Annotated in this window: 19 protein-coding genes and 1 tRNA gene; 14 read left to right on the top strand and 6 right to left on the bottom strand. The window is 60.5% G+C overall.

Annotated features, from left to right (window positions below; translation table 11 throughout):
- The first annotated feature begins 48 nt into the window (after positions 1-48).
- From fabF to LC083_RS01100, 10 genes are all read left to right on the top strand, one after another.
- Positions 49-1,308 (top strand): beta-ketoacyl-ACP synthase II, encoded by a 1,260-nt coding sequence (gene fabF / locus LC083_RS01145; RefSeq protein ID WP_224830726.1) that lies wholly within the window; start codon positions 49-51, stop codon positions 1,306-1,308.
- Position 1,309: 1 nt separating this feature from the next.
- Positions 1,310-2,284 (top strand): endolytic transglycosylase MltG, encoded by a 975-nt coding sequence (gene mltG / locus LC083_RS01140; RefSeq protein WP_226698840.1) that lies wholly within the window; start codon positions 1,310-1,312, stop codon positions 2,282-2,284.
- A complete protein-coding gene (locus tag LC083_RS01135; protein WP_226698839.1) occupies positions 2,281-2,799 on the top strand; it encodes a 2'-5' RNA ligase family protein in 519 nt (172 codons plus the stop codon). Before mltG ends, LC083_RS01135 begins: the two co-directional genes overlap by 4 nt.
- A 77-nt stretch (positions 2,800-2,876) precedes the next feature.
- Positions 2,877-2,953, top strand: a tRNA-Met gene (locus tag LC083_RS01130).
- 99 nt (positions 2,954-3,052) lie between these two features.
- Positions 3,053-4,861: a hypothetical protein gene (locus tag LC083_RS01125; protein ID WP_226698838.1), complete on the top strand. Its 1,809-nt coding sequence runs from the start codon at positions 3,053-3,055 to the stop codon at positions 4,859-4,861.
- 61 nt (positions 4,862-4,922) lie between these two features.
- A complete protein-coding gene (locus LC083_RS01120) occupies positions 4,923-5,339 on the top strand; it encodes a hypothetical protein (protein ID WP_226698837.1) in 417 nt (138 codons plus the stop codon).
- An 84-nt stretch (positions 5,340-5,423) separates the two neighbouring features.
- Entirely contained in the window at positions 5,424-6,983 is a 1,560-nt protein-coding gene (locus LC083_RS01115; protein WP_226698836.1) for a type I restriction-modification system subunit M, read from the top strand.
- The gene (locus LC083_RS01110; RefSeq protein ID WP_226698835.1) at positions 6,980-8,263 is read left to right on the top strand and encodes a restriction endonuclease subunit S; all 1,284 of its coding nucleotides are present in this window, start codon (positions 6,980-6,982) and stop codon (positions 8,261-8,263) included. Before LC083_RS01115 ends, LC083_RS01110 begins: the two co-directional genes overlap by 4 nt.
- Positions 8,260-9,258, top strand: coding sequence for a DUF4268 domain-containing protein (locus tag LC083_RS01105; RefSeq protein ID WP_226698834.1), 999 nt, complete (start codon positions 8,260-8,262; stop codon positions 9,256-9,258). Before LC083_RS01110 ends, LC083_RS01105 begins: the two co-directional genes overlap by 4 nt.
- The gene (locus LC083_RS01100) at positions 9,258-12,419 is read left to right on the top strand and encodes a type I restriction endonuclease subunit R (protein WP_226698833.1); all 3,162 of its coding nucleotides are present in this window, start codon (positions 9,258-9,260) and stop codon (positions 12,417-12,419) included. Before LC083_RS01105 ends, LC083_RS01100 begins: the two co-directional genes overlap by 1 nt.
- Here LC083_RS01100 and LC083_RS01095 read toward each other — a convergent pair.
- The 3 genes from LC083_RS01095 to LC083_RS01085 form a co-directional block, all read right to left on the bottom strand.
- Positions 12,407-13,129 (bottom strand): hypothetical protein, encoded by a 723-nt coding sequence (locus LC083_RS01095; RefSeq protein ID WP_226698832.1) that lies wholly within the window; start codon positions 13,127-13,129, stop codon positions 12,407-12,409. The genes LC083_RS01100 and LC083_RS01095 overlap by 13 nt on opposite strands.
- A gap of 209 nt (positions 13,130-13,338) precedes the next feature.
- Entirely contained in the window at positions 13,339-14,736 is a 1,398-nt protein-coding gene (locus LC083_RS01090) for a hypothetical protein (RefSeq protein ID WP_226698831.1), read from the bottom strand.
- Between the two features lie 161 nt (positions 14,737-14,897).
- A complete protein-coding gene (locus LC083_RS01085) occupies positions 14,898-15,488 on the bottom strand; it encodes a recombinase family protein (protein ID WP_226698830.1) in 591 nt (196 codons plus the stop codon).
- 175 nt (positions 15,489-15,663) lie between these two features.
- Here LC083_RS01085 and LC083_RS01080 point away from each other — a divergent pair, with 175 nt between their 5' ends.
- A complete protein-coding gene (locus LC083_RS01080; RefSeq protein ID WP_226698829.1) occupies positions 15,664-16,467 on the top strand; it encodes a hypothetical protein in 804 nt (267 codons plus the stop codon).
- On the opposite strand, the gene LC083_RS01075 is transcribed toward LC083_RS01080, so the two are convergent.
- Positions 16,464-16,997, bottom strand: coding sequence for a hypothetical protein (locus LC083_RS01075; RefSeq protein ID WP_226698828.1), 534 nt, complete (start codon positions 16,995-16,997; stop codon positions 16,464-16,466). The genes LC083_RS01080 and LC083_RS01075 overlap by 4 nt on opposite strands.
- Before the next feature lie 284 nt (positions 16,998-17,281).
- Positions 17,282-18,004, bottom strand: coding sequence for a hypothetical protein (locus LC083_RS01070; protein WP_226698827.1), 723 nt, complete (start codon positions 18,002-18,004; stop codon positions 17,282-17,284).
- Positions 18,005-18,260: 256 nt separating this feature from the next.
- On the opposite strand from LC083_RS01070, the gene LC083_RS01065 reads away from it, so the two are divergent.
- The 3 genes from LC083_RS01065 (at position 18,261) to LC083_RS01055 (ending at position 20,915) form a co-directional block, all read left to right on the top strand.
- Positions 18,261-19,193 carry a sulfotransferase domain-containing protein gene (locus tag LC083_RS01065; protein ID WP_226698826.1) on the top strand — a complete coding sequence of 311 codons (933 nt, stop codon included), beginning with the start codon at positions 18,261-18,263 and terminating at the stop codon, positions 19,191-19,193.
- Positions 19,194-19,280: 87 nt separating this feature from the next.
- Positions 19,281-20,411, top strand: a complete 1,131-nt coding sequence (locus tag LC083_RS01060; protein ID WP_226698825.1) for a DUF3500 domain-containing protein — start codon at positions 19,281-19,283, stop codon at positions 20,409-20,411.
- 246 nt (positions 20,412-20,657) lie between these two features.
- A complete protein-coding gene (locus LC083_RS01055) occupies positions 20,658-20,915 on the top strand; it encodes a hypothetical protein (protein WP_226698824.1) in 258 nt (85 codons plus the stop codon).
- A 44-nt stretch (positions 20,916-20,959) separates the two neighbouring features.
- Here the strand turns inward: LC083_RS01055 and LC083_RS01050 are convergent, their stop codons facing one another.
- On the bottom strand, positions 20,960-21,445 hold the full coding sequence (locus LC083_RS01050) for a hypothetical protein (protein ID WP_226698823.1): 486 nt from the start codon (positions 21,443-21,445) through the stop codon (positions 20,960-20,962).
- Between the last annotated feature and the right edge of the window lie 5 nt (positions 21,446-21,450).

Here is a 21,450-nt window from a genome sequence, read left to right as displayed (position 1 = left end):
CCGACCCGGTAGCGGGCCGGGCCTGTTGTCTTATCTGCGGAGAATTACATGCGTCGTGTGGTCGTAACCGGACTTGGCCTTGTCACCCCCCTGGGCGGCGATGTCGAAACCTCGTGGGCAAACCTGATCGCTGGCAAGAGCGGGGCGGGGCAGATCACCCGGTTCGACACATCCGACCAGAAGTGCACCATCGCCTGCGAAGTTAAGCCGAAGGATCACGAATACGGCTTCGATGCCGACAAGCGCGTCGACCACAAGGTCCAGCGCCAGGTCGACCCCTTCATCGTGTACGGCATCGACGCTGCCGGACAGGCGCTCGAAGATGCCGGCCTTGCCGAGATGGATGACGATCTCAAGCTGCGTGCCGGCGTCTCGATCGGCTCGGGCATCGGCGGCCTGCCGGGTATCGAGAGCGAATCCATCGTCCTGCATGAACGCGGTCCCGGCCGTGTCAGCCCGCACTTCGTCCACGGCCGCCTGATCAACCTCATCAGCGGTCAGGTTTCGATCAAGTACGGCCTTATGGGTCCGAACCACGCAGTCGTGACCGCATGCTCCACCGGTGCGCACTCGATCGGTGACGCTGCCCGCATGATCAAGGACGGCGATGCCGACGTTATGTTGGCTGGCGGTGCGGAAAGCACGATCAACCCGCTGGGCGTTGCAGGCTTTGCACAGGCCCGCGCGCTCAACATGAGCATGAACGACCGCCCCACCGAAGCCAGCCGCCCCTATGACAAGAACCGCGACGGTTTCGTCATGGGCGAAGGTGCAGGCGTGGTCGTGCTCGAGGAATACGAGCACGCCAAGGCGCGCGGCGCCAAGATCTATGCCGAAGTGGTCGGTTACGGCCTCTCAGGCGATGCCTATCACGTCACCGCTCCGCATCCGGAAGGCAAGGGCGCGGAACTCGCCATGCGCATGGCGCTGCGCAAGGCCGGAATGGAGCCGGGCGACATCGATTACGTCAACGCCCACGGCACCTCAACCATGGCGGACACCATCGAACTGGGTGCGGTGAAGCGCGTGCTGGGCGACAATCTGGGCGGCGCGTCGATGAGCTCGACCAAGTCGGCCATCGGCCACCTCCTCGGCGGTGCAGGCGCAGTGGAAGCCATCTTCTGCATCCTCGCCATCCGCGACCAGATCGTTCCGCCGACGCTCAACCTCGACGATCCGGACGAGGGTACGGAAGGCGTCGACCTCGTCCCGCACACCGCCAAGAAGCGCGAGGTCAAGGCCGCGCTCAACAACAGCTTCGGCTTCGGCGGCACCAACGCATCGCTGATCGTCAAGAAGGTAGACTGACGTGAAGGCACGGGGCGCGCTGGTCCTCGGCGCACTCGCTGCGCTGCTTGTCGCCGTGGGTGCCGTCTGGTTCGCCAGCGGTTGGTGGGGCTCGGCCAAGATCGGGGAGGATACGTCCTTCACCGTGCCGTCCGGCTCGACGCTGACCTCGGTCGCGAACAGGCTGGAGGAGGAAGGGATCATCGCCTCGGCGGATGCCTTCCTGCTGCGTGCCAAGATCCTCGGCGGCGGCGATCCGATCCAGGCAGGCGAGTTCCTGCTGCCCGCCAATGCGAGCCAGGCTCAGATCCTCGACATGTTCCAGGACGGCGAGGTCATTCGCCGCTTTGTGACTGTGCCCGAAGGCATGCCGTCCATCCTCGTTTGGGAACGCCTGATGGCGGAAGAGCACCTGACCGGTTACATTCCCGTACCGCAGGAAGGCAGCGTGCTGCCCGACACCTATGACTTCGAACGCGGGGAAGAGCGCGCCGCAGTGCTGGCGCGAATGCAGGCGGCCATGCAGAATTACCTCGCCGAGGCATGGCCCAAGCGCAAGCCGGGCATCGCGGTCGACAATGTCAAGGACGCGCTCGTCCTCGCTTCCATCGTGGAAAAGGAAACCGGCGTTCCGGGCGAGCGCCGCATGGTCGCAGGCCTCTACTCCAACCGCCTCAAGGACGGGATGATGCTGCAGGCGGACCCGACGATCATCTATCCGATCACCAAGGGCAAGCCGTTGGGGCGGCGTATCCGGCAGTCGGAAATCTCGGCCGTGAACGACTACAACACCTATTCGATGGTCGGGCTGCCCAAGGGGCCGATTACCAATCCGGGTCGCGAATCGATTGCCGCCGTGCTCGATCCGGCAAAGACCGAAGCGCGCTATATGGTCGCCGACGGGACGGGCGGGCACGCCTTCGCCGAAACGCTGGCCGAGCATAACGCGAATGTCGAAAAATGGTTCGCCCTGCGGCGCGCCCGCGGTGAGATGTGAGCGGCAGCGACGCGCCCCTGATCCTGACGGCGGAACTGCCGCCCGACCTGCATCGCCGCTATACCGACCTTCGTACCGCGCATTTTCCGCCGGAACGAAATTACCTCGAAGCGCACGTCACCCTGTTCCACGCCTTGCCGGCGCATTGCGAGGATGAATTGCGCCGCTACCTTGCCCGCCTGACGGGAGAGATCGCCCCCGTTCGCGGGCAGGTGGAAGGACTGATGCCGCTGGGCGGCGGCACGGCGATCAAGCTGTCGAGCCCCGACATGCTGGCATTGCGCGATGAGATCGCTGAGCATTTCCGCGGCATGCTTACCAATCAGGACCAGCACCGTCCGAGGCTCCACGTGACCATCCAGAACAAGGTCACGGGCAAGGAAGCGCAGGCGCTGCAGGCCCAGCTTGCAGGCACGATAGAGCCGCGCCCTTTCTCCTTTGCGGGCCTTGCGCTGCACGCCTATCGCGGCGGTCCTTGGGAGTTCATCCGCCGCTTCGCATTTCGCGGGAAATGAGTGTTGACCCGCGCGCAACCGCGCCCTAAATGCGCCGCCTGCCGAGCGGGCACTTGCCCGCCGACATGGCCTTTCGGGGCGGAGTAGCTCAGGTGGTTAGAGCAGCGGAATCATAATCCGCGTGTCGGGGGTTCGAGTCCCTCCTCCGCTACCAATGGCATTGCCAAGTGGCAGATTTCCAGGAAATCGTTGGAAACACGTCCTTTTTAAGACCTCGGTAGTACGTCCGGTGGTACAGAAAGGTGGCCAACACGTGGAAATCAATGTGCGTTATCTTCAGGCTGATCCCAAGACCAAGGTGCTCCGGTATCGAAGGGCGTTTCCAGTCGCCCTGCGCCCTTTCGTGACGGAGGGAGGTCGGGCGCTCACGGAGCTCAAAGTCTCTCTCGGCGCTCGTTCTTTGGATGAGCCGGGTGCCAAAGCCCGTCATGACGATGCTGCAGCCAAGTACGAGCGCTTGGTGAGCAGGGCGCGGAAATTGGCAGCGGGAGCATATGACCGGCTGGACCCGCCTCTCATTCGGTACCTCGCCGACAACTACATCCACCATCAGCTTGAGCTGGACGAGGCCTCCAGGTGGCAGCAGTCACTCCCACACTACCAATTCGACACGCGCAGAGATCGTGAGCAGGACTACGAAAGCAGTCGGGAGCTGCTCGAAGACTATGACCTAACCGGCCTGGTGGATTACTGGGGCGATTGGGTGAGCTCCTATTCGCAAGCGATGGGGTACACGTTCAGCCGCAGTGATCCCCAGTTCCCAGCTCTGTGTCGCGCAATTGGGGAGGCTTCCTGCAAGTTGTGGTTGGCAATTGACCGGCGGGACGATGGGAAGGGCGCAGCCACCCCAGAGCCTCCCACCAGGCCCGTCGCAGATGATGGACCCGAAATAGGCATAGGATGCCTTGTGAAGTCTGCGAGCTCGAACGAGGAAACTTTTCGGTCGATCGCTCGTGGAATAGTTGACAGCCCCACCGTCAAGACAATCAAGGAAGGCGTCAGAGAGCACGTTCGTACGAGCCTCCGGTTCATTGAAGAGGTGCTGGGTGACCCTAAGCCCTCGGAGCTCACTCGTTTGTCCGTGACGACGCTTCTCGACCTGATGGCCCAGCGCCCCGTTAAGTTGCCCACGGAGGAGCGTAATCTCACTCTCCCAGAACTCGCGGTGCTGTACGAAGGCAGAGAAGACGTGCTGCGGATGTCGGGCAGAACGCAGGACGTGCGCATGAGCGCTCTTTCGCGCATCTGGAAGGAAGGTGTGAGTAGAGGCGACATCAAAGGCGACCTCGAGAACCCCTTCCTAGGCAGACGATTTGAAGCGACCCCCAAGAGCAGAAAGCGTGGTGTTGGCTTCTCCGCTTCCGAGCTGACGAGCTACTTCTCCATGCCCGTGTTCCAGTCCGGTGAGCGCCCGAAAAGGGGAAGGGGAGAGACGCCCTTTTGGTTGCCGCTCATCGCCTTGTACACTGGGGCGCGTCCTGAGGAAGTCGCGCAGCTCCTCGTGGATGACATTTACCAGCGGCAGCAAGACGGGCGGTGGCTGATCCGCTTTACCGACGAGGGGCTACATCCGGTCAAAGGCCACCAGAGCTTGAAGACCGAGCGGACCGAAAGTGGCCGCAGGACTATCCCGGTGCCCCAGCCGCTGCTGGAACTTGGCTTGCTCGACTATGCTTCGTGGTTGCGTAGTCGGGAGCAGCTTGCCCTCTTCCCGCTGTTGACCCGGAAGAACAGGCGGCCAGGCATCTACGACAGCTTCGGCGGCTGGTTCGCAGATTACGTCTACGGCCACGGAGTTCTCGAACGCGATACTGGTCGCAAGCCGGTGCGAGAATTTCGCGATACGTGGACAACTGCTGCCCGCTCCTCGGGCATCTACCGCGAAGCCCAGGAGTACATCCAGGGTCACAAGGCACCAAGAGGGGGTAGCTCGAATTCGGACTATGGATCGACCGAGGTCCTCGGATCGCAAATCGACAAGTTGAGGATAGTCGATATGGCTGGCGAGGAAGTCGACATAGTCTCTCTGGTACCTCGCTGGGCGGCTCCCGCTGATGGCTAATGCAATCCACACGATCCTCGCTCAGCGATGGCTATCCTTCCTTCTGTAGGAGACGTGACCCATGCAAAAAGATAACGGACAGGTGAAAACCGCAAAGCGCATCCACGAACACATGGTTGGAGCTGATGTCGCCGAAATGGTCCTCCAAGTTCTCAAAGGGTCGTTCGCAAAACAACAGGCATGGAAGCACAGCCAGGAAGCCGCCTATCGGTTTCACAAGGCTGCCAAGACGATCGCTGAAGAAATCGAAGACCGAGAGGTACGATATTGCTTCGATGAGGCTTCCGATCAGCTCTCGCCCGAGCTGCACGAGAACGACGTGTGGGGCAGGGCGGCGGCTGCCGGGGCCCAGTACTACCTTCAGATGTTGTCGTCCCATGGTCACGCTTACGGCCACCTCGATCGAACGAGGGCAAAGTTCATTGCGGCGGTCGAGGAAGCGCTCGCGTACAATTGTCGGGGTACATCCTCAGAATAGCCTGACAATTCACACAGTAACACTGGACGCGAACCTCTGGCCAAGTATTGTCCGCACCGAGTTCGATACCACAGGGGATAATCATTGGCCGTTGATCTTCAGGACCTCTCGCGGAGGCTCTTCCAGGCTGCGAACCAGCTCTGGACCAATACGGCACTGAGGCCCGACCAATATGCCCAGCCGGTGCTTGCTCTGATCGCCCTGCGGCAGATGGAGGCCAAGTTCGACCAGGTCCACGCTGAGCTGTCCAAGACGTTCACGGGCCGCCTGACGCCAACCGCAGAGGCCTACCACGGGCACGGGGCGGTGTTCCTGCCCGACAACGCCCGTTTCTCCTACCTACTCGGCCTGCCGGAGAACGAGAGTGTCGCCGAGGCCCTCAACGAGGCCATGAAGGCCATCACAGAACACAACCCTGATCTGGCAGGTGTGATGCCCCAGGGTTACGGATCGCTGCCTGACAAGGTCCTCAGGGAGCTCCTGCGTATCCTCCAGCCACTGGATGTAAGCGGGGATGCTTACGGTGCCATCTTCGAGTTTTTCATGGGCGAGTTCGCCTCGGCGTATATGCAGAAGGGCGGCGAGTACTTCACCCCCTCATCTATCGTGAAGCTAATCGTGGAGGTCATCGAGCCCTACCACGGCAAAATACTCGACCCGGCCTGCGGATCGGGCGGCATGTTCGTTCACTCTGCCGACTTCGTGCGCCGCCACCACAAGACCCCCAGTCGCGAGCTGAGCGTCTACGGGATCGAGAAAATGGAGGACACGCAGAAGCTGTGCCGCCTCAACCTCGCGGTCCATGGGCTTTCGGGGGACATCGTGGTGGCCAACAGCTACTACGAAGACCCGCACCAGATGGTCGGTAAGTTCGACTTCGTGATGGCCAACCCGCCGTTCAACCAGTCGGAGGTCGACCGGGAGCGGCTGACCAATGAGGCGGGCACAGTGGACGCCCGGTTCTCGCTCGGCATCCCAACAGTCAACAATGCGAACTACCTGTGGGTCGGCCTATTCGCCGCTGCATTGAACGAGAAAGGCAGGGCAGGTTTCGTGATGGCCAACTCGGCTTCTGACGCTGGCGGTTCAGAACGGGAGCTCAGGAAGAAGCTGGTCCAGTCGGGGATGGTCGATGTGATCATCTCTACTTCGCCCAACATGTTCTTCACGGTGACCCTGCCAGTGACCTTGTGGTTCCTCGACAAGGGCAAGGCGAAGAGTGAGCGCGTGGACGAGGTGCTCTTCATCGACGCTCGCCACATCTTTCGCCAAGTGACCAGGGCGCACCGCGAATACACGCCAGCGCACATCGAGTTCATCGGCAACATCGTGCGGCTGTGGCGCGGCGAGGAGGTGGAGACAGAGCAGGGCAGCGCATACCTCATGGCCGAGACCTTCGGCGAGGAAGGCTTCAAGGAAACTCCTGGGCTCTGCAAGGTCGCCAGCCGAGCCGACATCGAGGCGCAAGACTGGAGCCTCAACCCTGGGCGGTATGTCGGTGTCGCACCTGGCGAGCACATGGACGATGTTGACTTCAAGGAGCGGCTGGAGGGCCTGCAAGAGGAACTGGAGGTACTGAACGCTGAGGCGGCAAGGCTGCAGGAGACCATCGCGCATAACGTGGCCGAGGTCCTCGAAGGATGACTTCCTGGACAACCGTTCGTGTTGGCGATCTTGTCGCCAAAGGCAGCGCCGAAATCAAGACAGGACCCTTCGGAACACAGCTAAAGGCGGCGCACTACGTTGAAGAAGGCTGCCCTGTAATCAACGTTCGAAATGTAGGACTGGGAGGGCTGACGAATGCGAAACTGGAGCACGTTGCAGACGATACGGTTGAGAGACTGCGATCGCATCTGCTGAAGCGAGGCGACATTGTCTTTGGACGAAAAGCTGCCGTAGATCGTCATCTTTGGGTCACCGAACAAGAGGGCTGGATGCAAGGCTCTGACTGCCTCAGGCTGAGACTGGTCAGCGACGATCTTGACGACAGGTTCGCTTCCTTCTGCCTCAGAACCAAGCAGCATAGGGATTGGATACTCAACCAGTCTTCACATGGGTCGACGATGGCCACGCTCAACCAAGCGATCATCGAGAGGATTGAGTTCCCGTTCCCACCCGTCAAAACCCAACAGCGCATCGCGTCGATCCTCGGGGCCTATGACGACCTAATCGAAGTGAACCGGCGGCGAGTGTCGGTGCTGGAGGAGATGGCGCGGGGCCTTTTCCAGGAGTGGTTCGTCCGCTTCCAATTCCCCGGCCACGAAAACGTGTCCATCCTCAACACTCCCGATGGTCCTCTGCCTGATGGGTGGGAGTTCCAGCACATCGAGGACGCTTTCGACTTCCTTGGTGGTGGCACTCCAAGCAAGAAAATTGAGGAATATTGGACCGGTGGGACTGTCGACTGGTACACTCCCACTGATCTGACGGGGTCAGGATCGTTGTTTATGGACCGATCCAGCCTTCGTATCACCGAAGCAGGTTTGGCCAAAAGTTCCGCCAAGCTCTTTCCCGCAGATAGCATTATGATGACTAGCCGAGCGACGTTGGGTGTCATCTCGATCTGCACAGGTCCAGCGAGCACTAACCAAGGCTTCATTACATGCCTGCCAAATGAGCGCCTGCCGAGGACTTACCTCTACCATTTGCTTGCTCAGAATGTACCGATCTTCATTGCTCACGCTACGGGCGCGACCTTCAAAGAGATAACCAAGGGCGTCTTTAAGAAACTCAAGGTTTGCGTACCCGATAACCGAGTGACCGCTCAGTTCGAAGATATTGCTCGCCCCATGCATGACATGGTGCTCTCCCTCGAGCGCTCGAACCGGTCACTCGCCGCGTCCCGCGACCTCCTACTTCCTCGTCTTATCTCCGGCCAGCTTTCCGTCGAGGCTGCCGAACGCCAATTGGAGGACGCCGCATGATCCCGAAGCTCGGAAAGGTGCACCGGGTCGACGTCAGAAGCGCTTGGCCCAACGAGGCTAGCCACTTCACCCCTTGGTTAGCCTCTGACGAAGGCATGGAACTCCTCCAGGAAGCGCTAGGAATGGAGTTGGAGGTCGAGGCGACTGAAAAATTCGTAGGGCCCTTCAAGGCTGACATTCTGGCCAAGCGCACTGACACAACCGATGACCACTGGGTGCTGATCGAGAACCAGCTCGAGCGCACGGATCACCGGCACCTCGGGCAGCTATTGACCTACGCCGCTGGCCTAGATGCGGTGACTGTTGTCTGGATCGCGGAGAGCTTCGCCGAAGAGCACCGCGCCGCGCTCGACTGGCTCAACGATGTCACCAGCGATCAGCTCGAATTCTTCGGGCTGGAGATTGAGCTGTGGCAGATCGCGGGATCGCCCCCCGCACCCATGTTCAACATCATCGCTGAGCCGAACGATTGGCAGCGAGAAGTGAAGCAGGGGGCAGGCGGGCGGGTCAGTGACCTCAAGGAAACCCAACGACACTACTGGAGCGCGCTGCGATCTGCATTGATCGAACGGGGTAGCAAGGTGCGTCCGCAGAAAGCGCAGCCGCAGTCTTGGACCACATACGCGTTGGGTCGCTCTGGAGCTTGGCTTGGCGCGTGCATGAATACCCAGAAGAACAACGTCTGGGCTGAGTTTTGCTGCAACGGCCCGCCTGGCAAGGTTTGGTACGATGCGATTGTCGCCCACCGGGACGAGATCGAAGCCAAGATAGGCCATCCCCTGTCGTGGCAGCGACTAGACGGCAAGAAGCAGAGCCGCGTGGCCCTCTACCTTGAAAATGCCGATCCGACAAACGAGAGCGACTGGGGTCGCCAGCACACCTGGCTGATCGAAAAACTCGAGCGGTTCTACGATGTGTTTCGTCCCCTTGTGCTCGAATTGCCTGAGAGCGGTGAAGGCCTAGACCAGTCGCAGGACGGCAACGAGACTGACTGATGCCTCCTTCGCTCTCTGGCCTGGTCGCCTCGGAAGACGGCATCATCGAGAAGCCCGCGCTGGCGCTGCTGCAGGAGCTCGGCTGGGAGTGTGTCAACCTCTACCATGACCAGCCGGGGCCGGAGAATGTCTACGGGCGGGCCAGCCTCAAGGAGCCCTACCTCCTTGCAAGGCTGCGAGCGGCGCTGGCCAAGCTCAACCCCGACTTGCCGGAGGACGCCCTCACCCTGGCCGAGGAAGAGCTCACACGGGATCGCACGGCCCTGTTGCCCGTGGCGGCCAACCGCGAGGTCCTGGAGCTCGTGACGGACGGCGTCAGGGTCGAGGTGAAAAACGAGCAGGGCAAGTTCGAGGACGTGCTGGTTCGCGTGATCGACTGGAAGAACCCTACCAACAACGACTTCCTGGTCGCCAACCAGGTGTGGATCGAGGGGGTGCTCCACAAGCGGCGACCCGACACCATCGGCTACGTCAATGGCCTGCCGCTGCTGTTGGCAGAATGGAAGGCCCCGACCGCGCCGCTGGCCGACGCTTACGAGAAGAACCTCAGAGACTACAAGGACGCTATCCCGCAGCTCTTCCATGCCAACGGTCTGGTAATCCTATCCAACGGCCTCGAGAGCGTCGTCGGGGCAAGCCACGCGCCCTTCCAATTCTTCTCGCCCTGGAAGCGGCTGGAGGAAGGCGGCCCCGAAGACCCTAGCTTAGAGACCATGCTGCGGGCTACCTGCGAGCCTGCCCGCTTCCTCGACTTGATCGAGAACTTCGTGCTGTTCGACGAGGCCAAGGGCGGTCTCATCAAGATCATTGGGCGCTACCACCAGGTCCTGGGGGTCAACCGGGCCATCGAGGCCTTGCGGCACATCGAGGAGAACCAGGGTCGCCTTGGGGTCTTCTGGCACACCCAGGGCTCCGGCAAGAGCCTTTCGATGGTGATGTTCGCCGAGAAGGCATTGCGGCGCATGGGCGGCAACTACACCTTTGTGGTGGTGACCGACCGAACCGAACTCGACGATCAGATCGCGGGGCAGTTCGCCACAGCTGGCGCACTGACAAAAGACACCCAGCAGGCCCAGGCGGGAAGCAGGGCGCACCTAAGGGACCTCCTTGCGGGCAATGAGCGCTATGTCTTCACGCTGATCCAGAAGTTCTCGACCGACGACCAGGAGCCCATGCCGGTGCTCTCTGAGCGTTCGGACATCATCGTGATGACTGACGAGGCCCATCGGAGCCAATACGCTCAGCTCGCGGCCAATATGCGCAAAGCGCTCCCGAACGCGGCCTTCATTGGCTTCACCGGGACCCCCCTGATCAAGGGCGACGAGAGCCGAACCAAGGAAGTCTTCGGGGACTACGTTTCGGTCTACGACTTCGCCCAGTCGGTAAAGGACGGCGCGACGGTGCCGCTGTTCTACGAGGGCCGCAAGCCGGAGCTCCAGCTCAACACCGACGAGCTGCAGGAGGAGCTCGACGCGCTACTGGATGAGGCGGCGCTGGACGAGGAGCAGGAGAAGAAGCTCAGCAAGCAATTTGCCCGGCAGTACACCCTGATCACCAACCCCGACCGGCTCGACAAAGTGGCTGAGGACGTGGCGCTTCACTTCGCCCAGCGCGGCTACCGTGGGAAGGCGATGTTCGTGGCCATCGACAAGGCCACGGCAGTATCAATGCACGACAGGGTCAAGACGGCGGTGGCACGTCTGATCGCAGAGGACGAGCGACGCCTAAAGACGGCCCACGAGGCCGAAGGAGCGGCCATCGCCGAGCGGCTGATGTGGCTGCGAGAGCTCGACATGGCAGTGGTGGTCAGCCAGGGCCAGAACGAGGTCGACGACCTGCGCCAGAAGGGGCTCGACATCCTGCCGCACCGCGAGCGGATGCAGAAGGAGGACCTCGAGGCCAAGTTCAAGAACAAGGATGATCCGCTGCGCCTAGTGTTCGTGTGCGCCATGTGGATCACAGGCTTTGACGTGCCCAGCATTGGCACGGTCTATCTCGACAAGCCGATGAAGTCGCACACGCTGATGCAGACCATCGCCAGGGCGAACCGGAAGGCGGAGGGCAAGACCTCCGGCGTGATCGTCGACTACGTGGGTGTCTTTCAGAACCTCCAGAAGGCGCTTGCGGTCTATGCGGCTGGTCGAGGCGACGGCCAGACGCCGATCAAGGACAAGGAAGAGCTTGTCAGGGAGCTGGAGAAGTCCCTGGAGGCTGCCAGAGCCTTCTCAGCGCCGCTAGGGGTCGATCCTGAGGCGATCATGGCCGCCAAGGACTTTGAGCGCCTGAAGCTCATCAACAGCGCCGTAGAGGCCCTGGTGGCCCCCGACGAGCGGCGGCGCGAGTTCCTCAGGCTCGCAGGGGCAGTTACAAGGGCCTACAAGGCTCTGCTGCCGGATGAGCGAGCCGCACCGTTCCTGAGGCCCGTGGCGGTCTTTCACATGCTGTCCGATGCCGTGAGAGCCAAGCTGGGCCCGGTCGACATCTCGGCCATCTCAGACAGGATCGCGCAACTCCTCGACGAGAAACTCGAGGGGGTCGCAATTGTCACCCCTATCGTCGGAGGCGACAGCGCCGAGGGGCGTGTGGACCTGTCAGGCATAGACTTCGAGAAGCTCGCGAGCCTGTTCGACACCAGCCCCAAGGTGGCGGCAGAGAAGATGCGTGAGGCTGCCGAAGACAAGGTCAAGAAGATGGCTGAGGCCAACCCCACAAGGGTCAACCTTGTCGAGCGGCTGGAGAAACTGGTCGCCGAGTACAATGCGGGCTCCATCGACGCCGAGAAGTTCTTCGAGGGCCTGAAGGCGTTCATAGACAGTCTGGACGAGGAAGAGCAGCGGGCGGCACGTGAGGAGCTGACCGAGGAAGAGCTGGCGATCTTTGATTTGCTTACCACACCGGAGCCAAAGCTCACCAAGGCCCAGGAGCAGGAGGTCAAGAAGGTGGCCCGAGGGCTCTTGGAGAAGCTTCAGGGCCTTGTAGACGCGGTCGACTGGATGCGGGGTCAGGAGACCCGTGGGGCTGTACAGTGGGCAATCAAGGTTGGCCTGAACGAGCTACCGGAAGACCCTTACCCGAAGGACCTTTGGGACGCGAAGGTCGATCAGGTGTGGGACTTTGTGCTGACGCGGTATGCACGAGATGCCCGGCTTCAATCTTCGTAGATTGGAGGAGCTTTGCGAGCCGGTTCATCGCCAATCTGCATCGATGTGACCTCAAGCACCTCTGGTTCACTGCCATCGCGGGAATAGAGCCAGATGGAAGCACTGCCAGGGCCCCGCATATTGAACCGCCACACGACTTGAACCCACTCGCCACCAATTTTGGCCAGTCTCGGTAGCTCTAAACTCACTTGATGGCCGGAGCTTATCTGAGCGATGATCTCGGTGTCCGCGTGGACTTCCAGCTCGCCTGTCGGTTGATCCAGGTGGCCGTGCGAGGCGAGAAGGTCGTCCGTGTACCATGCACGTATCCGCTGCCCCGGCACGGGGCTGACGGTGTCGCCCTCATCGATACCCGAGTAGCACTCGGCAATGTGCATTGCGTCAGCTCGCGCATCTTCCAGTCGGAGGTAGTAGCCGTGCCGCTCGAACTCGCAGGCTTCCACGAAATAGATGCCGCCCCAGCCCATCACGGCGATGGCGAACTCGTCCCCGTAGCCGCTGAGCCCCGAGTAGGTCTCTAGCTCCTCAGCTTCGTTCTCGAGCCGCTCTTCGACTTCGGATGCAATGAGGGTTCTGAACTCGGTCCAGGCGTCGTCATATAGGTCGACCCCGACAGCCATGTACTGGAGGTACGCGGAGAAACGGATAGCTGTCTCCAGCACAGCAGGCTCAGTCAACTTGCACTGTCGTGATGACCAATCGGCGTCCATGGCTTCCTCGTGTGCTGCGTGCGGCGTATTATCTTTGGAGGTAAGTGGTTTACAAATCACGACTTTTCTAAGGCCCACGCAGAATTGCAGGACGGTCGGAGGATTTCGTACTCTAATGCTTCCCCCTTCGTTTCCCCTTCGGTCCCCTATGATCATCTGAAGAGTGGGGAGGGGGTGTTGTACACTCCCCACCTTGGGACCTGGGGTCGTTAGCTGTCCTTGAGGGTGACGTTCGGCACCATAAGGCATGTCTTTCCTGTCACCCCCTCCAAGTACTCCCTGAAGGCATCCTTCAGGGACTGTTCGGCCTCCACGGTCCGCGACCGAGGAACGATCAGGGCGTCGTGGATCGGCAGGACTGGGATACCCTGAGCAAACATGAGCTTTTCCATCGCGACCCGCAGGATTTCAGCCTCGTGGTACTGGAGGTCGAGCGTGGAGTACCCGAGGTGCCCGACGTCAATGAGGAGTGGGTGCTTCGCTTTCACGGCAGCCGCCACCTCGCGGATCGGAAACTCGTCCTGCAGCCGCTGGTTTCGACGCTCTGCCTCGTAGTGGGCTTGCGAAGTCTTGGACCATCTGGGGGCTACAGGGTTCGATGCTCCGACAGCCTGTGCCACCCACAGTTTCACCACAACCCTTGGGAGATCTCCTACGTTATAAGGGTCATCACAAGGATCGAATGGCTCACCAGCGAGGGCATGAAGCAACGTAAGGTGGGAGGCTCTGAGGTCTACCTCCACCACCCTCTCTCCATTGATGCTGATCTTCTCCTGCCTCTGATCCGCGCTCCACCGCTCGTAGGCGTCCCCGCCACGGATCGAGTAGTAGCGCCCGCCCTTGTTCCAAGCGAAGTCTGGCTGGTCCCCATTGTTGAAGATGCGACGCAGGCCTTGGAAAGACAGACCGTCGACGTTCTGACTGTTCAGGAATTGGTTTATCCGCTCAATCTGAGTATCAAGCTCCGCCACCCTCGGGTCGCTAAGTTCGAAGGGGAGTTCCTCTGATGGTAACTTGTCGCCGAACCTGGTCTGGCGCTTAGCACGGAGCTCGAGCCGCTTGCCGTCCGCCGCGACCACTCTTGGCTTCAGGGTCCAGTGCGTTTCCCAATCACCCACGATCATACCAGCCGCCGCCGTCATCCCAATCAACTGATCGGTCATGTGGAAGCAGGTTGCCACGCCGTGTTTCTCACCCTCGGGTGCTCCCCAGCGCGGATAGCCGACCCGCCGCACCAGTAGCCCTTCAGCTTCTAAGGCCCTGACGACTTCTGTAAAAATGTCATAACCGAAGCCGAGCTTTGCCGAAGGGAAGTGGCTACGCGACATCCCATGGGCAGCCGCGAGTGGACCAGTCGTACGCCGAGAAGGGCGAGCAAGGTTCATCAGGTCTGCCAGCAATGTTGTGGTAGCTGTCCTGAGCTTGTCCAGGGTCGCGTCGCCCACCTGCTTCTTCCGCTCAGAGAGCCCACGACGCGGCAGGATCACCTCATCAAGGAGCTGCTGAACGAAGGCTCGGGCTGCTGGTGAGCGTGCATTCCCCATCAAGGAAACAAGGCAGGCGTTTTCCCTTGCGGTCTTGAGGGTGGGCAGGTTGGTCGAAGGCACGGGTGGTCTCCTGAAGGGAGCAACGGTCCCTCGGTCTTGGTCATGCGCTGCTGTGGGCGAGGGCGACTACGTCACTGCCTGATTGGCCGCCAGATGCGAAAACACGGGCTCCACAGCGGCCTTAGCGCCGTTCAGCCTGCCCGATTATTTTCTGAACGGCTCTAGGCGGCCAGAGCGTCCGCGCAGTACCGCTTCACGCTCGTGGGGCTGATCCCGAAGTGCTCCGCAGTCTGCCGGATGCTGGCTTTCCGCTCCTTGCGCCAAGATATAACCTCGGAAGCGTCAGCGGCCATAGGTCTCCCCAAGCTCGCCTTGCCCCTGTGGGTCTTCCCTGTGGCTGCCAAGGAAGCCCTGGCGGCTGCTCGGCCTGCATCGCAGCGCTCTCTGATCCGGTTGCGCTCTATCTCGGCCATCTGGGCCAGCACAGCGACGATGATCTTGCCAGCGTCTCCCGAGATGGGGCCGAGGCCCCGTACGTCGACCGTCACGCCCTTGTCGAGGAGGTGCTTGACCGTCGCCTGCACGTCGAGCGCATCGCGCCCCAGCCGATCGATGGAGTAGACGTGGACGGCATCACCCTTTCGGGCATGAGCGAGGAGTTTGCTGAAGCCGGGCCGGTCGGCAGCGAGAGTGCCCCCGCTGATCCCTTCGTCGATAAACTCCTCTTGGAAGCTGCCGCCCAAGGCTTCACGCTGAGCGTCGATCGACTGGTCATGGGTTGAAACGCGATAATAGGCGATACGGTGGGTCATTTGGGCCTCGCTGATGGACGGGAAGGTACCTGTCGCAAATGGCCATGGGCCACAACCCCTAATGGTATCTTTTCGACCATCCCGAACCAGGCTGGGACACTAGGTCCGAAAGGTACAAGTTGTGGGCCCCGTCGACGGCTAGTGGTTGTCGACTTTTCATGCCAAGAACATCCTGATGAAATTTCAAACCGACGAAAACGAGTTTGGGCCGTTTGATGACGATCTTGAGGCGTTACTTCGGCTGCAGGATATCGTACTCCAAGCAGCTGAAGGGCAACGTGGCCCTGAAGCTGAGCGCGAGTATCAATTCTTGCGCGAGCTCCTGATGAGTGAGAGTTCATACGCGAGCTACGTCCCCTCAATTGTTCGTCGACATCGCGACCTCGCTGTTATGTGGCCTTCCCTCAAGAGCTTATCGCCACAATGGGAGCCGCGAAGGCAGGAAATCCGCCGACAATTTGAACCGCTGCTCTACGAGGCCGAAAAGACGTGGCTGTTCGCGGAAATGGGGTCAGAAGAGACAGCCGATGTCATCAGCGACGGACGTGCTTCTTACAGCAGTTCCGCATGGACAGGCGCGACGAAACCTACCGAGAGAGTAGCCGCCGTTAGGACCCTCATGCCTGTGGCGCAGCAGGCGGTGGCGCATCTGTTGGCGACCCTAGATGAGCCAGGACACAATGGGGGGCCTCAACGCGATGAAATAGAAGAAGCCATCGCGGAGCTCAGAAACTTGCACAGCGTGCTCGGTGAACTCATCGAAGCGGCTGATGAGGGACGTCTGACAGAAGCCTTTAATGATGGTTTGGCTACAGATGCGGCGAGGTTCGCCAAGAGAGCAGCGCGTGCCTTAAGAGACGACCCGGTGCCCTACACGGTCTCCGCCACGATTTTGGCGATCCTGACTGCTTGCGGCCTACCGGGGATCGGTGGTTTCTTGGCAGGCGTCGCAATCAATATGAGAAAGCGGACGCCTTAAATAAAGCCTCGGCGTTTGAGGTATTCCTCGGTTTCCTCAGGAAGTTGATCATCGGGCCGCAACATCGAATACGCCGCCAGAGCCTGACCGATGGCATCTTCAGGATCGACCTCTTCTTCATCGATTGTCGCGTCTGGGTCGCGATCAGCATGCTTCACAAAGTTTGTGGGTCGGAGAAGATACGCCAGCATCTCCCAGGGCTTTTCGTGTTCGAAGGTGAGCTCTTCGGCCTTCGTTACCTTGCCTTCCCTTATTGCCTCAGACAATTTTTCAATCACTCCGGCAAGTTCCTCGGGAACTTCGAAGCCTAGTGGTAGGCCCTTCGACTGCGCCTCCGCGAGGCTAAACATTCCCCGCTTCACAATCTCGGTGACATACTCCTGACCCCTGTGGGTGATAAGGTCGCGAAGGACATTCAGAGCTGAGGTGGCGACTAAGTGACTTGCTAATGGTTCATCCCCACGCTCGACCATTTTAATAGCCGCGACAATGAGGCGTTTGCCTGCCTCTGCTTTATCGATCTTCGCCATTTCGCTCCTTTATCACGTGAAGCCCGGAAAGGGGGCGGCAATGTTCAGAGAGCAAATGCCACTGGGCATGCCAGTGGGTCCCTCCGGCAAGAGCTGATGGTACCCCCCGGATTTTCCGTCTACCGTTTCGGTGAGTAGGATTTCGCTGCGTGAATTGCCACGACGGCAGACCTCGATCAGTACTTGCGGTGGTACAAAAACCGGGTCAAAAGGAGTAGGGTAGGGGTCCACGAAGTGGCGGATTTCTGCGATTTTCTGGGCACAGGAGGCTAGTCCCTCCTCCGCTACCAAAATCCGAACAGCAACGGCGCAATCGAGTTCCACCAGTCCGTGCGGGCGATGAGTGGCGAAATTGCATGCACCGGGATCAGGATCGTCATCGCCCCGAGGGTTACGGGGTGGATCCGGCCAAGCTTGCGCTTGTCGTAGATGGCAAGCGCGATCAGAACTGCATCGCCTACCAATGCCGGTATCATGTCCGACCATGGAAACGGGATCACGGTCATCCAGCTAATTCGTGAAAAGGCTGGTGCGAAAAGGTTCAGGAATGCCACGAATATGAGCCGGCGATGCCACTCAACTCGCCGCGTCGCTTCGAAGATGGCCCAGGCAAACGCGATGCAAAAAACCGTGATATCGACCAAGTTGTAGATCGCATATTCGAACGGCTGTTCAACGCCGCGGGCCTGTCGTTCGCCTGCCGCTTGCACAGTCTGCCATATGCCGAGCGGCAACATCGCTCCGGCAAGCGCGACCCCTGCCATGCCGAGTTCGCGGTGCAGCGTCACCTTGCCTGTTCTTACCAGCTGCGTTTGCACCACGAAGAGCCCAACCCAGGCGAAGAACGCCAACCCGTGCAGGTGGCGCAAAAGCGTGAATTGCTTGCTGCCTGTTGCCAGGGGAATGAAGTAGGTGGCCGGAAAACTCAGCAGAACCAGAGCGGCAATCAAAAGTGCGCTTGTCGCGAAGAAGCCGCTCGATCTGCGGCCAGGAGTTTCCTTGCCCATTCCCCGTCTCCCCCTGATTTTGGACAGACCTAACATCACTGCAGACAACAGAGAAGCGTGTTCGAGTTGGGTTGTAAAAGGCGTCTCCGAGGCAATTGTTGCCGGTCATTCCAATAAATCGATCAAATTCGAAGGTCGGGGCGGCGAGCCTCCCTCCGTTGCGATTTCCCAGAAATCCGCGGTGACACGCCACTTCTTGCCAAGATGCGACCGGCAGGTGTAGCCAACCTGTCAGGGTCGCTGGGAGGAGGCTCTATTGGCAAATCAACCAGCGAAGACACGCGTATATCAGAACCACCACCTGGATTCGACGAGGTGGAATTGGTTCAACCCCCGCGACAACGACATCATCATAGCCACGTCCTACAAGGCCGGGACGACGCTGATGCAGACCATCGTCGCAAACCTCCTGTTTCCGCACGACGATATGCCGGCGCCTGCATCCGATTTGTCGCCGTGGCTGGATTTCAGGCTTTTCCCGCTTGAACTGGTGCTCGGCCAGCTGGAAGCGCAGGAACACCGGCGATTCATCAAGACGCATACCCCGCTCGACGGCCTGCCCTGTTTCCCCGAAGCCAAGTACATCTGCGTCAGCCGTGATCCTCGGGACGTCTTCATGTCGCTCCTCAACCATTGGGGAAACCACACCGAAGCGTTCTACATGGCGGCGAATTCGACCCCCGGGAGAGTGGGCGACGAGTTCCCGCGTTTCGGCGGCGATATCAAGGAGATGTGGCGGGACTGGATCACCCGCAGCTGGTTCGATTGGGAGATCGGCGGCTACCCCTATTGGTCGCATCTGAGCTACGCGCTCACCTTCTGGAACCATCGCGAGATGGACAATATCCTGATGGTCCACTTCAACGATCTTAGAGCCGATCTCGAAGGCGAGATGAGGCGCATTGCCGCGTATCTGGACATCGACGTGGCCGAGGAGAACTGGCCGGACGTCGTTCGCCGTTGCACTTTCGAAGAGGTCAAGAAGAACCCGTCCAAGGTGGTGGGCGAGGGTATCTCCTTCGCCTTCGAGGGAGGGGCGGATACTTTCATCCACAAGGGCACGAACCGGCGCTGGGTTGGCGTCCTGGATGAGGAAGACCTCGCGCTCTACGAGGAAGCGATGGCCAAGTTGCCGTCGGATTTCAGGCAGTGGCTTGAACGCGGGAACCAGGCAGGAATGGCTGCCTAGCTATTCCTCTGCCACCGGATTTCCTCAAGATTTGTGCTTGGCGCTCGACTGTCATAGTCTTCCCTCGGGTCCGGGGGAGATTTGGTTATGAGTGCTTTCGCGCGATCCTTGTTTTATGCCGTTGCTGTTTCCGCCTTGGTCCTCCCTGCGATGCAGGCGCAGGCTCACGACCCGGTTGTCCCTGAACTGGAAGCGATGCGGGTGGCGGACATGCAGGGAGCCACGCTGGCATTTCTCGGCACACTGACCGACGAACAACGCGAAAAGGCGAGCAGCACGCTGGACGACAATGCCACCAGGACAAGCTGGTCCAACCTGCCTGTCAGCATGGCGCCGAGATCAGGACTGGTCGTAGCGGAAATGTCATCCGAACAGCGCCGCGCGCTTCACGCCATGATGGCGTCGGCCCTGTCGAGCCAGGGTTACCTCAAGTCGGCGACGATCATGTGGCACGAGGACGTGCTGCGGGCGATGTTCGACGCGATGGTAGGGGCTATGCCGGACACCGATCCGCGCAAGGCCCAGGCTTTGGGCTTTGCCGACAATTACGACAGCGAAAAGTATTTCGTCTCCGTGTTCGGCGACGCCCGGGGTGACGAATGGGGTTGGCTGGTGACGGGACATCATTTCGCCGTCAACTTCACCGTGTCCGGCGGCAAGATCGCGTTCACGCCGATGTTCCTCGGTGCCAATCCCCAGGTTGTCCAGGAGGGGCGCTACGCAGGCTGGCAACTGCTCCAGCATGAATCCGACAGGGCGTTGGCCTTGCTCGGATCCCTCGACGACGATCAACTGGCGCAAGCCGTCGTGGCAGCAGAGGTCGATGCCGCTGTCTTTGCCGGGCCAGGTAAACAGGAAAACCACCAGCAGTCCTTCGGGATAAAGGCCTCGGACCTCAACCTGGTGCAGCGCCGCCTGCTGGAAGACCTGCTCGACGAATATCTCGGCGATGCGTCGAATGAGGCGGCCGCGCGGCAACGCGCGTCGATCGGTGCCGACGGTCCGGACACATTGCGATTTGCCTGGTGGGGGCCCACCGACCAGCCGAGAGGCCGCTACATGTTCAGGGTGCAGGGCCCGTCAGTGCTGATCGACTATGTCCGTGAACCGTCCGGCGACGGAGCGCATAATCACGTGCATTCGATCATGCGCGACCCGTCGAATGACTACGGATCCGATTGGCTGAGGCGCCACTACCACGAAGCGCACCAGGAGTAGCGCGCGAGTAGGGGGTCGAGCCCTCCGGCAGCTACCGCGCCTCCGGTCGGTGGGATTGAGGTCCCAGGAACCGTCGAGCCTCGCGCGGAAGATCACTGCCGTCTGGCGCGTCAGGTGGACGGCGCGCTTATCGGTGAACTGACTTTCTTTGTATCTCCGGCGGCACCGATAGCGTCCGGTTTGACCGTGTCGAGTGAGGCTGTAGGCTGGAAATTGGGTCGTTGAAGGGGAACAGGGAGAAAGACAGTGAAGATGATGTATGGAACGAGCTGTGCCGTGGTCGGCGCGCTTCTCGTAGCGGCTTGCGGTGCGCCCGCGCAGCCTGAAGCCGAGGAAGAGGTCGCCGCAGCTGCAGCCGAGGTTGAAGCACCGGCCGCGCAGGAAACTGAAGCGTTCGAGGTCTGCGATGCCGACGGCAATCGCTATCCATCCGAAGCGGATGCCGAAGCGGCCGGACTAGACCGGGCCGAGTATGGTGCAACCTTCTGTGAATTTGCCGAGTAGCTGACAGAGCCGGCTAACCCGGCCGAAATCGCAGGGGTCGGGAGTTACTCCCAGCTGGCGCCGGTAGAGCGCCAGACCTTTTCCTCGGCGTCCCACACGCTGGCGGTCACGCACGGGGTCGGGTTGATCCCGTCGCATTGCGAACCGTGGACGTCTGCCAGCAAGACCGTGTGTGGGCCCAGCTTCGCCATGCCCCAACCCTGGGTCAGCATGGAGGCGAGGCTGTCGTCGATGAGGAAGTGCGACATGGTCCCGCCGGTGCCTCCATACATCGAGGCAGCGGTGGAGCAGGCGAAGGCGGATTCGTTCAGCACCCAGTCCTCGTCGCCGTCACCGTCGAGGTCGACGCGCTGGATCGCCGTGTCTTCCATAGCAAATGTGCCGCCGTCCATTTCCCCACAAACCGAGGCGGCCTCGTCGATTTTGGTCTGCAGCTCTGCCGGCACATCGGCTGAAGTTCCGGCATACAGTGGCGCCGGTGCGGCAAGCGCTGCGGATGCCATGACCGCACTAATGCTTTTGATCCCCATCCTGT

The sequence above is a fragment of the Qipengyuania gaetbuli genome (genome assembly GCF_020524765.1).
GTDB classification, from domain to species: domain Bacteria; phylum Pseudomonadota; class Alphaproteobacteria; order Sphingomonadales; family Sphingomonadaceae; genus Qipengyuania; species Qipengyuania gaetbuli_A.
The sequence above is the reverse complement of the archived record's forward strand: the minus strand, read 5'-3'. Positions and strand labels throughout refer to the sequence as shown.

What these genes read in the sequence shown, in the direction of transcription:
- LC083_RS01100 (WP_226698833.1), top strand. Translation starts at nt 9,258, where the DNA reads ATGCCTCCTTCGCTCTCTGGCCTGGTCGCCTCGGAAGACGGCATCATC.
- fabF (WP_224830726.1), top strand. Translation starts at nt 49, where the DNA reads ATGCGTCGTGTGGTCGTAACCGGACTTGGCCTTGTCACCCCCCTGGGC.
- LC083_RS01060 (WP_226698825.1), top strand. Translation starts at nt 19,281, where the DNA reads ATGAGTGCTTTCGCGCGATCCTTGTTTTATGCCGTTGCTGTTTCCGCC.
- LC083_RS01120 (WP_226698837.1), top strand. Translation starts at nt 4,923, where the DNA reads ATGCAAAAAGATAACGGACAGGTGAAAACCGCAAAGCGCATCCACGAA.
- LC083_RS01105 (WP_226698834.1), top strand. Translation starts at nt 8,260, where the DNA reads ATGATCCCGAAGCTCGGAAAGGTGCACCGGGTCGACGTCAGAAGCGCT.
- LC083_RS01095 (WP_226698832.1), bottom strand. Translation starts at nt 13,129, where the DNA reads ATGGACGCCGATTGGTCATCACGACAGTGCAAGTTGACTGAGCCTGCT.
- LC083_RS01085 (WP_226698830.1), bottom strand. Translation starts at nt 15,488, where the DNA reads ATGACCCACCGTATCGCCTATTATCGCGTTTCAACCCATGACCAGTCG.
- LC083_RS01070 (WP_226698827.1), bottom strand. Translation starts at nt 18,004, where the DNA reads ATGGGCAAGGAAACTCCTGGCCGCAGATCGAGCGGCTTCTTCGCGACA.
- LC083_RS01110 (WP_226698835.1), top strand. Translation starts at nt 6,980, where the DNA reads ATGACTTCCTGGACAACCGTTCGTGTTGGCGATCTTGTCGCCAAAGGC.
- LC083_RS01050 (WP_226698823.1), bottom strand. Translation starts at nt 21,445, where the DNA reads ATGGGGATCAAAAGCATTAGTGCGGTCATGGCATCCGCAGCGCTTGCC.
- LC083_RS01080 (WP_226698829.1), top strand. Translation starts at nt 15,664, where the DNA reads ATGAAATTTCAAACCGACGAAAACGAGTTTGGGCCGTTTGATGACGAT.
- LC083_RS01075 (WP_226698828.1), bottom strand. Translation starts at nt 16,997, where the DNA reads ATGGCGAAGATCGATAAAGCAGAGGCAGGCAAACGCCTCATTGTCGCG.